Genomic DNA, 10,615 nt, shown 5'->3' with positions numbered 1-10,615 from the left:
CTTTTGGGATACGGAACTTCCACTACTTCCGTAACCGGATTTTATTCATCAATGCAAGAAAAGGACACGCAACAGTTATGTCGCATGTCCTTCCTCAAAGTGCATAGACTCTTTAGCGCCCCAAAATTTGACAAAGAGCCCAAAAAAGGCCTATGAAATTTCCACCTGTTTATGGTTTCCATAGACCTTGTTTTTCCAATTCTTTAATTGCCCGTTTTTCATCATCTGTAAGTTCGCGCTCCAATAAATCGGGACGCAAACGGCGAGTACGCAATAAGGCCTGCTGTAAGCGCCATGTGGCTATATTTTTGTGATGCCCGCTACGCAATACTTCCGGAACCTCCCAGTCGCGAAAAACCGGTGGCTTCGTGTACTGCGGCCCTTCCAAAATAGGCCTGTAGAAGGAATCTTCAATCGCCCCCGAAGCGGCTCCCAGAACACCCGGAATCATACGCGCTACTGCATCAGCCACAACCATGGCCGGCAGTTCACCGCCGGTAAGCACAAAATCGCCGATAGAAATCGTTTCATCGATTAAATGCTCTTCCACGCGATAATCGACGCCTTCATAATGGCCGCAAATCAGCACCAACTGGTCGTAAGTCGCCAGTTCGCGAGCCTTGGCCTGATTAAACGTAGTGCCCGTAGGACCTAAGAAAATAACCCGTTTTCGCAGCTCTTGAGCAGGTTTGGCCAATACATGCTCCACAGCTTCAAAAATGGGTGGTGCCATCATGAGCATCCCGGCTCCGCCCCCATAAGGTGTATCATCCACTTGATTATGCTTATTGTGAGCAAAATCACGGGGATTCGTTACTTCCATAGTAAGGCGCTCGGCCGCCATAGCCCGTTTAATGATGGAATGATCAAAAAAAGCAGCAAAGAACTCAGGGAATAAAGAAATAATGTCAATTCGCATAGTCTCACATTATCCTTTCCGGCCAAAGCCACTTCACCTAAGTCTCGGCTGCTCTATTAAATCCATTCCGGCGGATCGGCAATAATCTTACCGCCTTCAACATCAATATTTAAAATTACATGTTCCAACACAGGTAATAATAAATCAGGCTGACCTTCCTGTTTGACTACATACACATCATTGGCGCCCGGTTGCAATACATCAGACACGGTACCCAGTACATTGCCCTTTGTATCTTCCACGGTCAAACCGATGATATCAAAAATGTAGTAACGGCCTTCCGGCAATTCCACCAACTGGTCGCGGGGAACTTGGATTTCCTTGCGAGCCATCAATTCGGCAGCATTACGATCCGGCACTTCTTTAAAAGTCGCCAAAATAAATTGTTTATGATAACGAGCGGATGTGATGTGGTATTCTTTACCATCAATGTAGCAGGCATCCATCGTCAAAAACCGATCGGGAAAATCGGTCTGCGGCATTATACGAAGATCACCCCGCACACCGTGCGGGGCAACAATAACGCCTATGGTAATCAGCTCATTCCGATCCATTATTTACGGAAAGCGACAATTTTGCCGTCTTCGAGCAAAATTTCAGAACCCATTAAAGCGTCGAGGTCATCCCCAACTTTAACCGTAATGGTCTGTTCCATAGTGCCCTGACTAATTTCAGAACCAAGTTCAAGCTTTTCCGCATCCTTTAATTTGGCTGCTACGTCCGCCTTAAAGTTTAAACGTTTTTGCTTTTCTTCTTCAATCTGCTGACGTAATTGAATAAGACCTTGCGCATCGATTTTAGCTTGTTCACTGAGTAAACGTTTAGCTTGGAATTCGATTTGCTGTAAGTCCTGTTCAACAAGATCCAAACGCTGCTGAAGATCGGCAATAAGCTTAGCTTTGAGCCCTTCTGTAACTTTCGATTTGATAGCTACAGGAACACGTACTGTCATTTCTTCCATGTTTTCTCACCCTTTAGACAATATCAACGGATATTTTTTTGTTTTCTTTAATAGCTGCTGCTTTTGCGACAGCTCGGATTGCTTTAGCAATTCTGCCCTGCTTTCCAATAACCTTACCCATGTCTTCAGGTGCCACGTGAACTTCATAGACTTCCACATCACCTTTTACGGTCACGGTAACAGAAACGGCTTCAGGCTGCTTAACCAATGACTTCGCAATTAATGTAATTAATTCTTTCATCACAGTATGCCTCTCTATGAATTACTTCTTAGCATCAGCAAATTTCTGCATAACACCGTGCTGTTTGAAAAGGGAACGAACAGTGTCGGTTGGTTGTGCACCATTACCTAACCAAGTCAAAGCTTTTTCTTCATCAATGTTGATAACAGCCGGGGACTTAGTAGCGTCGTACTGACCGATAGTGTCTACCGGACGACCTTCACGAGGAGCACGGGAATCGGCTACAACGATACGATAGAATGGAGCTTTTTTAGCGCCCAAGCGAGTTAAACGAATTTTTAACATGTATATTTCACCTCCTTGTAAGAATATCTTCTATGATCAACCCATAAACGGTAAGTTTGGCAGTTTAGGTAACATACCTTTTTTACCTTTACGCATAGATCCCATTTTTTTCATCATCTTCTGAGCTTCTTCAAACTGCTTGATTAAGCGGTTTACATCCTGCACACGTGTGCCGGAGCCCATAGCGATGCGTTTACGGCGAGAGCCGTTCAATATTTTAGGATTCGTCTTTTCTTGCGGCGTCATCGATTGGATAATCGCTTCAATACGACGAATTTCTTTACTATCTAAATCTATATCTTTTAATTGATCTTTAACTTTACCCATGCCCGGAATCAAGCCAAGTAAATCTTGGAATTTACCCATTTTGCGGACCTGGTTCATTTGCTTCAAGAAGTCATCCAGCGTGAATTCATTGCGCCGCATTTTTTCGGCCAATTCTTTCGCTTCTTCCTCATTAACCAGTTCCTTGGTTCTATCAATCAAGGCACCCAAGTCACCGAGGTCGAGGATACGAGATGCCATACCTTCCGGTCTGAATTCTTCGAGACCGTCCATCTTTTCACTGGTACCCATAAATTTAATAGGGCGACCGGTTACGGATTTAATGGATAAAGCGGCCCCGCCTTTGGCGTCACCGTCAAGCTTCGTCATAACAACGCCGTCGATACCGAGGCGCTCATTAAACGTCTTGGCCGTCTGCACCGCATCCTGACCGATCATGGCATCCACGACGAGGAGGATTTCATGAGGTCGTACGGATTGTTTGATGTTGACTAATTCCGTCATGAGGACTTCGTCAATGGCCAAACGACCGGCCGTATCGATGATGACCACATCTTTAAGCATAGACGTGCTCGCCGCGATGGCATCGCGCGCTATATTTACAGGATTGGCACCCGGAGTTTCATCGGCAAACACGGGAATATCTATCTGTTTCCCCACTACTTGCAACTGCTTAATAGCGGCCGGACGATATACGTCGGCGGCTACCAACATTGGATGCTTACCTTTCTTACGTAAGTAAACGGCTAATTTACCGGCCGTTGTCGTTTTACCGGCCCCTTGCAAACCAACCAGCATAATAACTGTCGGCGGTTTGGAAGAAATGGTAATCCCGCTCTGAACGCCACCCAATAGATCGGTTAATTCATCTTTAACGATTTTAATAACCGTCTGTACCGGATTCAAGTTCCCGTAGATTTCCTGACCGATGGCTTTTTCTTTAATGTTATTGATAAAATCTTTAACAACGCCTAAGTTTACGTCCGCTTCAATCATGGCTAAGCGCACTTGACGCAGGGCTTGCTTCAGATCATCTTCTTCAATTTTGCCTTTACCTTTTAGGGATTTTAAAGCCTCTTCCAGTTTCTGGGTTAAATTCTCAAAAGCCATCCTACCCCTCCATCTGTGCAACTAATTGATATAATGTATTGGTGGAAGTGCGGAACTCATCCCGGCCCACACTTGCTTTCAATCTGTCTAATTCACTGCGCATGGCGCTCATCAAACGTTCTCGTTCTTCATACTGAGCTACCAAATGCAACTTGCTTTCATACATTTCCAATAATTGTCTGGCCCTTTGCATATTGTCATATACAGCCTGGCGCGATACGCCCATTTCCTCGGCAATCTCCGCCAACGACATGTCATCTTCATGATGCAGAACCAAACATTGGCGCTGACGCTCCGTCAAAAGAGCGCCATAGAAGTCTAACAGCAAGCTAATCAAAACTCTTTCTTCCATGTCAACTCACTCCTTCACGGTGTCAAGCTAAAAAACTTTACACGTTATTCTAACAGAGTTAATATACCCTGTCAAGGACTTTTCCTTAACATCTAAAACTTCTTGTCAATAGCTGCCTCTGCTTCTTTAATGCACTTCTTCTTATTGAAAAAAACAAATTAAAACTACCATCTTCATTATAACAGAAAAACACCACGATGCTCGCTTCATCGTGGTGCTTTTCTTTCTCGGTAGTGAATATTGAATTTTTATCTCTATTAGCGTACAGTTTGCAGCGCTCGCTAATACGGAGATTAGAAAATCGACTGAAAAACTGCTCGCTTCAGTCCCCCAGCTTCGTTCTCTACAGATAGTATATACCTCCCTCTCCATTTAGTAAAATTGCCTCTTTTTATATCTGTTATTACAAAAAGTAATAAAGCATTTAATTAAGTAGAACCTTAATCTATATTGATAAATGCCGTTGTTTCAGACTTGTTATCTTCTTTTATGTTAACTGAAGGCAAAAATACAAAGTTAACCAACAATGAAAAATCGAGGTTAATTAAGATTAACCTCGATTTACGTAATTTACTTTAACGTGTCTTATTTATTTTTGCTTTTTACTGCGCCTTACTTTGAACCACCTAAATCAGTGCTACCGATTATCAGTCAAGTTTAGCCCGTTTTAAACGAAGCGCATTCGTAACAACCGTAACGGAACTGAAGGCCATAGCCGTGCCGGCTACGATTGGTGTGAGCATACCGATGGCGGCCAATGGAATACCGAGACTGTTAAAAATAAGCGCCCAGAAGAGGTTCTGACGAATATTCGTCATGGTCTTACGGCTTAAGGTTACAGCCTGAACCAAGGTGTTCAAATCGTTACGAACAAGTACGATGTCAGCCGCTTCAACGGCAATATCCGTACCGTTGCCGATGGCAAAACCGATATCCGCCAATGTCAAGGCCGGTGCATCATTGATACCATCACCAACCATGCCCACAACTTTACCGGCTTTACGCAATTCGTCAATCTTACCGGCTTTATCCTGAGGCAATACTTCCGCCATAACATGGGTAATACCCACTTTGTCGGCTATGTATTGAGCGGTACGGCGGTTATCACCCGTAAGCATCCAAACTTCAATGCCGCGGTTCTGTAATGTCTTAATCACTTCCGGTACTTCCGGACGAACTTCATCTTCTACAGCCCATAAAGCTCTGATTTCACCGCCAACGGCTAAGAGCGATACGGAAGCGCCTCGTTCTTCTTCGGCGAGAACGGCTTTTTCAATCGTTTCATTCATATACCCTAAGGACTGCATCCAGCGGCTGTGACCTAATTGAACCATCTGATTAGCTACGACAGCTTCAAGACCATGACCGGGCACTTCTTTAAAACCGGTAACATTCGGTAATACACCGTTACCCAATTCAGTAGTACCATACGCTGCCATAGCTTTGGCGATTGGGTGAGTTGTCAAACTTTCGATAGCGGTCATAATACCGGTGTTTACTTTTTCATCACCGGCGAAGTTAACAGTTTTACTTACCATCAAGGTACCTTTAGTGATAGTACCGGTTTTATCCAATACGATGGCATTTAATTTGCCGGCTCGTTCAAGGAATTCGGCACTCTTAATCAAACTACCGTGTTCAGCACCCAAACCGGAGCCTACCATGATAGAGGTTGGGGTCGCTAAACCTAAGGCACAAGGACAGGCGATAACCAATACGGCCGTACCGTGCATGAGAGCTACGCCCCAAGTTGAATCAAAACCGAAATACCATACGAGAGATGTTAATACGGCTAGGGCAATAACGGTCGGTACGAAATAAGCAGCAACCACATCGGCTACACGCTGAATGGACGCTTTGGAGGTTTGCGCAGCTTCTACAACTTTAATAATCTGCGACAACATAGTGTCGGAACCGATTTTTTCGGCGCGCATGGTGAAAACACCGGTTTCGTTAACGGTAGCACCGATAACCTTGCTGTCTACGGATTTTTCAACCGGCAAACTTTCCCCGGTCAACATGGATTCGTTAACCGCCGATTGACCTTCAATCACAACACCGTCAACCGGAACTTTTTCACCGGCACGAACTTGAAGAATATCGCCAACCTGAACTTCGGCAGTTGGAATATCTACCCACTGACCGTCACGCTGCACGTGAGAAATACTTGGTGTTAAGCCCATCAATTTTTCAAGCGCTTCGGACGTACGACCTTTGGCTACTTCTTCAAGGACCTTACCTAATAAGATGAAGGTAATGAGCCATGCGGACGTTTCAAAATACATGTCGTGGCTGCCTACATACATATTGTAAATACTAAATAAGTAAGCTACCGAAGTACCTAACGCAACCAATACATCCATGGTCAAGGAACCGCTCTTAATAGCGCTCCAAGCACCTTGGTAGAACACGAGGCCCGGACCGAACTGAGCAACCGTAGCCAATACCAATTCTACCCAATGAGGCAACATAGGCCAGCCGAATAAATGGTTACCCATCATGCTGACCATCATCGGAATAGCCATAACGGCAGCAATAATCATACGATATAATTGAGGTTTGTAATTAACTTTTTCAAGTTTCTGAACCCCTTCTTCAGCGAGGGTAGCACCAAAACCGATACCCGTAATAGCTTTAATTACGTCATCAGGGGTTACCTTGCTGTCATCCGTATAGGTAACACTGCCTTTACGGGTTAAGAGGTTAACCTTTACATCAGCTACGCCATCCATGCGACTGACGACTTTTTCAACACGACCGACACAGGCGGCACAGTGCATGCCGGTGATGTCGAATTCATTACTTTTTTGACTCATATATAACACATCCTTTTAACTCTACTGTATTGCAATTAATTTCGCTAATTCAAACGAATCATAACGCATTGTTTATTTCAATAAATGATACACAACTTAGTGTCAATTAATGAATTTATTACTTATGGAGTGATTTATAAACACCCATCAATTCCGTAATGGCATCATCTTCCTTGCCGCTTTTAATGGCATCCACTACGCATGAGCGAGAATGACTTTCTAACATTAGAAGGCCAACTTAATATAAAGCCGCTCTTACGGCACCTATTTGCTGTAACACTTCTACACAATAACGATGATCGTCAATCATCTTTTCGATGCCTTCTACCTGACCTTTGATACGGCGCAGGCGACGAGTTAATTTCTCTGTTTCCATATCTGTAAGCATCTTACTTCCTCCTTACTCTATCTTAACAACAGCTTAAAACTGCTGTAAAAACGAAAAGCATCGGGGATTTTCATCTCCTTCTCGATACCCCTATGGGGTATCTCATCTGTATATTATGTTATACCTTCACCCCCAAAAGGTCAACAAGGGGGTATTGTGCAATTGTAAAAAATTACGTATCATAAAATACATAAAACACAGTAGCTATACTTAGCTTTATACATGGTCTTTAGGCCATTATTCGCATTTAAAATTTTCGATTTGATAAATACTATCATCCAAAATTAAAAACATTTTTACAGGGGGGTATATATGAAATCCTATATTACGGTTGCCAAAGAGCATCGTATTGAATATATTGTAGAAAAATCCCGCTTTATCGCCACCGCGATTCCCTGCGAAACGGAAGAAGAAGCGCAGGCCGGTATCGCCCGCATCAACAAGGAGTTTTGGGACGCCACGCATAATTGTACGGCTTACGCCTTAGGCCCCGGCCAAGAACAACAACGCTCCTCAGATAATGGTGAACCGTCCGGCACGGCGGGTAAACCGATGCTGGAAGTTTTGAAAAAGACGGGCATCACCAATACCTTAATTGTAGTCACCCGCTATTTCGGCGGTATCAAACTGGGCGCCGGCGGACTCATCAGAGCCTATTCCCACAGTGCGGCGGAAGTCATTCACGATGCACCGAAAACACTCTACGCACCGCGCCAAATTGTAGCCCTTACCATCGATTACAGCTATTACGGCGCTATCGAACGGTTTTTACAAGAGCAGGGCTATCACTACGAGTCAGAATTTGCCGAACAGGTACGCCTTTTAATCTATGTGGATCCGGCTGATATAAATACGTTGGCAACTACCATGACTAACCTAACTAACGGTCAACAGACGTGGGAGCCGTTGGAAGAAAAAATGGTAGCCCTCCCCTACAACGATTAATCTGCGATTCGTTTATACCCCATGGGGTACTGACAAAACTCTCGTACCATAGTACAATATAAAGTAAACATATAGTAAAGTAGTACGCCCAAAACTACATGTCATGACAATCCGACTAAAACAAAGGGAGGATTCTCATGGACACATCATATTATTACAACTTCATTATCTTGGTACAAACAGGCAATATGACTCAGGCAGCCAACATCTTACACATCACACAACCGGCCCTGAGCAAACAGCTTAAATATTTGGAAGCCGAATTCGGTACGCCCCTCCTGCATATAAAACGCGGTCAACGAGGGGCTAATTTTCGTCTCACCGAAGCAGGTCGCATTTTCTATGAAAAAGCCCAACAATTATGTGCGATTGAAGAGGCGACCTACGAAGATGTAAAACGCTTAAACTCTGCGGTGGAAGGGACACTCCGCATCAGCTCATCCGCCTCGCGCTCAACGGGGCTGATACAGCAATATTTACATGCTTTTTCACAAAAATATCCTTCCGTGCACTACGAAATTTACGAAGGTCTCATGAGCGATGTTACGGAGTCATTATTAAACGGACGCACCGAAATCGGTCTTTGCAATTCCCAAATGGTGGACACCAGCCGCTTCGATATTCTTTTTACCCAGCCGGAGTCACTCTATGCCGTATTTCGGAATGACGTATTCTGGAGCAGTCAGGAAAAAGACAGCCTCACGTGGGAGGAAATCGCCCGTTGCCCCCTCAGCCTATCCGGCGGATCGGTGCGCATGCTTATGCAAAGTGCGAGTCGCCTCTTTAACAACTTAAACGTTATCTCTGTAACGACTACCAAGAGCTCCGCCATCGAATGGGCGCAGCTTGGCCGATCGGTCGCCATTATTCCCATGGATTCACAAGAAAAAGTACATGGTCGCAAAATGTCGCGCATTCGGTTACCCGAGTTGTCCACCGGTTTTCACAAGAGCTTTATCGTAGTCAAAGGCCATACGCCTTCTTTGGTAAGCAAGCAATTCTTGGAATTCTACCAAGGAACGATGTAATCGTAGGACTCTATTAAAAGATACTATTTAGGGATAATGTAATTATAGATTTCTATCAAGAGATTATGTAATTGTAAATCCTATAATTCTTGATATTTCTATATTTATAAAATTGAATATTGTATGATTTTGTGATACACTAAGGGTAGTGGTACGATAACCACTCCCTTTTTTGTTTCTATTATTAATACGAAAAGGACAGATAACTATGAAAGAAATTTTAGGATTCCATTTAAATGGTTGCCCTTATTGCAAAAACGCATTCAAAGCCATCGACGAATTAAAAGCTGAAAATCCACAATACAAAGATATTAAAATTAATTGGGTAGAAGATCAGGATGCTCACGAATTATTCAAAACTCATCCGTACGAATACTATCCAAATCTTTGGTTCGACTTGGATAAACAGTATGAAGCTCAACCGGGCGAATCTTACGACGAAACTAAACGCTTAATTAAAGCTGTTTTTGACAAAGCTTTATAATTCTAAAAAGCAACTAACAGCATAACGCAAGCAACCTAAAGAGTTCATCGGGTCATATGACCTAATGAACTCTTTTTTATACCCCTATAGAGTATCTTAACGTATTATATTTTCCGGATTATATTTTCTCTGCTATATATCACCAGTTCGTTTTCGCAATTCATCTTTGCTCAGATATTATGCAATTTCCTTTTTCAACTGATAAATCAAAAGCAACATGATGAACCATACCGGCGTTACAAAGAGTGCAACTCTCGTGGCCGGATTAAAGGCCAAGGTAACAATAACGAAGGCAAAGAACGCCAATACCAAGTAGTTCAAGAATGGGAATAACGGCATTTTAAATACGCTTTTCGCCGCCAAATCAGGACGCTTGCGAATAAACTTCATGTGACAAATAGTGATAATCCCCCAAATATAGAGGAAACAGAACGTGGCCACACTGGAAATAATAACGAATACCCCTTCCGCCACCACATATTGCAAGGCCACAACGAGGCAAATTACGAGTACCGATAAAAACAAAGCGTTAGCCGGCACCTGTTTACTCGTCAAAATTTCAAGAATCCCCGGTGCATGATTGCGTTTGGCCAACGAATAGAGCAAGCGACTCGTACTGAACACGCCACTATTGCAGGCCGATGCTGCCGATGTGAGTACTACAAAGTTAACCATGGATGCAGCCCCGACGATACCGACGGCCAGGAAAACCTCAACAAACGGGCTGCGATCGGGATTTACGGAATCCCACGGGAAAATACTCATAATAACACCGAGCGCACCTACATAGAATAAAATGAT

At 43.7% G+C, this 10,615-nt stretch carries 13 protein-coding genes; 3 read left to right on the top strand and 10 right to left on the bottom strand.

The features are described 5' to 3' along the window. Window positions 1-169: 169 nt before the first annotated feature. From trmD to E7204_RS08265, 9 genes are all read right to left on the bottom strand, one after another. Complete coding sequence (gene trmD, locus E7204_RS08305; RefSeq protein WP_295183488.1) at window positions 170-919, bottom strand: tRNA (guanosine(37)-N1)-methyltransferase TrmD; 750 nt, start codon at window positions 917-919, stop codon at window positions 170-172. Window positions 920-975: 56 nt separating this feature from the next. After that, on the bottom strand, window positions 976-1,473 hold the full coding sequence (gene rimM / locus E7204_RS08300) for a ribosome maturation factor RimM (RefSeq protein ID WP_295183484.1): 498 nt from the start codon (window positions 1,471-1,473) through the stop codon (window positions 976-978). Further along, window positions 1,473-1,880: a YlqD family protein gene (locus tag E7204_RS08295; protein ID WP_021840931.1), complete on the bottom strand. Its 408-nt coding sequence runs from the start codon at window positions 1,878-1,880 to the stop codon at window positions 1,473-1,475. Before E7204_RS08295 ends, rimM begins: the two co-directional genes overlap by 1 nt. A 13-nt stretch (window positions 1,881-1,893) precedes the next feature. Next, window positions 1,894-2,121, bottom strand: coding sequence for a KH domain-containing protein (locus E7204_RS08290; protein WP_006556455.1), 228 nt, complete (start codon window positions 2,119-2,121; stop codon window positions 1,894-1,896). 21 nt (window positions 2,122-2,142) lie between these two features. Then, window positions 2,143-2,406 carry a 30S ribosomal protein S16 gene (gene rpsP, locus E7204_RS08285; RefSeq protein ID WP_021840930.1) on the bottom strand — a complete coding sequence of 88 codons (264 nt, stop codon included), beginning with the start codon at window positions 2,404-2,406 and terminating at the stop codon, window positions 2,143-2,145. A gap of 36 nt (window positions 2,407-2,442) precedes the next feature. Next, window positions 2,443-3,801 (bottom strand): signal recognition particle protein, encoded by a 1,359-nt coding sequence (gene ffh, locus E7204_RS08280; protein ID WP_295183477.1) that lies wholly within the window; start codon window positions 3,799-3,801, stop codon window positions 2,443-2,445. A gap of 1 nt (window position 3,802) precedes the next feature. Further along, on the bottom strand, window positions 3,803-4,153 hold the full coding sequence (locus tag E7204_RS08275; RefSeq protein ID WP_295183475.1) for a putative DNA-binding protein: 351 nt from the start codon (window positions 4,151-4,153) through the stop codon (window positions 3,803-3,805). 647 nt (window positions 4,154-4,800) lie between these two features. Next, window positions 4,801-6,969, bottom strand: coding sequence for a heavy metal translocating P-type ATPase (locus tag E7204_RS08270; RefSeq protein WP_295183472.1), 2,169 nt, complete (start codon window positions 6,967-6,969; stop codon window positions 4,801-4,803). A gap of 238 nt (window positions 6,970-7,207) precedes the next feature. Then, window positions 7,208-7,357 (bottom strand): metal-sensitive transcriptional regulator, encoded by a 150-nt coding sequence (locus E7204_RS08265; RefSeq protein ID WP_295183471.1) that lies wholly within the window; start codon window positions 7,355-7,357, stop codon window positions 7,208-7,210. Window positions 7,358-7,669: 312 nt separating this feature from the next. Between E7204_RS08265 and E7204_RS08260 the strand changes: the two genes are divergently transcribed. From E7204_RS08260 to E7204_RS08250, 3 genes are all read left to right on the top strand, one after another. Next, window positions 7,670-8,302, top strand: coding sequence for a YigZ family protein (locus E7204_RS08260; protein ID WP_021840925.1), 633 nt, complete (start codon window positions 7,670-7,672; stop codon window positions 8,300-8,302). Between the two features lie 137 nt (window positions 8,303-8,439). Continuing rightward, entirely contained in the window at window positions 8,440-9,330 is an 891-nt protein-coding gene (locus E7204_RS08255; RefSeq protein ID WP_295183469.1) for a LysR family transcriptional regulator, read from the top strand. A 208-nt stretch (window positions 9,331-9,538) separates the two neighbouring features. Further along, window positions 9,539-9,814 carry a thioredoxin gene (locus E7204_RS08250; RefSeq protein ID WP_021840923.1) on the top strand — a complete coding sequence of 92 codons (276 nt, stop codon included), beginning with the start codon at window positions 9,539-9,541 and terminating at the stop codon, window positions 9,812-9,814. 177 nt (window positions 9,815-9,991) lie between these two features. Here the strand turns inward: E7204_RS08250 and E7204_RS08245 are convergent. Continuing rightward, window positions 9,992-10,615: amino acid permease (locus E7204_RS08245; RefSeq protein ID WP_295183466.1), on the bottom strand; the 624-nt coding region annotated here is incomplete at its 5' end.

Origin of the sequence: Veillonella sp., assembly GCF_015058545.1 — a bacterium.
Classification (GTDB): Bacteria; Bacillota; Negativicutes; order Veillonellales; family Veillonellaceae; genus Veillonella_A.
Note: the sequence above shows the minus strand (reverse complement) of the source record. Positions and strands in the feature narration are given on the sequence as shown.

What these genes read in the sequence shown, in the direction of transcription:
- trmD (WP_295183488.1), bottom strand. Translation starts at nt 919, where the DNA reads ATGCGAATTGACATTATTTCTTTATTCCCTGAGTTCTTTGCTGCTTTT.
- rimM (WP_295183484.1), bottom strand. Translation starts at nt 1,473, where the DNA reads ATGGATCGGAATGAGCTGATTACCATAGGCGTTATTGTTGCCCCGCAC.
- E7204_RS08295 (WP_021840931.1), bottom strand. Translation starts at nt 1,880, where the DNA reads ATGGAAGAAATGACAGTACGTGTTCCTGTAGCTATCAAATCGAAAGTT.
- E7204_RS08290 (WP_006556455.1), bottom strand. Translation starts at nt 2,121, where the DNA reads ATGAAAGAATTAATTACATTAATTGCGAAGTCATTGGTTAAGCAGCCT.
- rpsP (WP_021840930.1), bottom strand. Translation starts at nt 2,406, where the DNA reads ATGTTAAAAATTCGTTTAACTCGCTTGGGCGCTAAAAAAGCTCCATTC.
- ffh (WP_295183477.1), bottom strand. Translation starts at nt 3,801, where the DNA reads ATGGCTTTTGAGAATTTAACCCAGAAACTGGAAGAGGCTTTAAAATCC.
- E7204_RS08275 (WP_295183475.1), bottom strand. Translation starts at nt 4,153, where the DNA reads ATGGAAGAAAGAGTTTTGATTAGCTTGCTGTTAGACTTCTATGGCGCT.
- E7204_RS08270 (WP_295183472.1), bottom strand. Translation starts at nt 6,969, where the DNA reads ATGAGTCAAAAAAGTAATGAATTCGACATCACCGGCATGCACTGTGCC.
- E7204_RS08265 (WP_295183471.1), bottom strand. Translation starts at nt 7,357, where the DNA reads ATGCTTACAGATATGGAAACAGAGAAATTAACTCGTCGCCTGCGCCGT.
- E7204_RS08260 (WP_021840925.1), top strand. Translation starts at nt 7,670, where the DNA reads ATGAAATCCTATATTACGGTTGCCAAAGAGCATCGTATTGAATATATT.
- E7204_RS08255 (WP_295183469.1), top strand. Translation starts at nt 8,440, where the DNA reads ATGGACACATCATATTATTACAACTTCATTATCTTGGTACAAACAGGC.
- E7204_RS08250 (WP_021840923.1), top strand. Translation starts at nt 9,539, where the DNA reads ATGAAAGAAATTTTAGGATTCCATTTAAATGGTTGCCCTTATTGCAAA.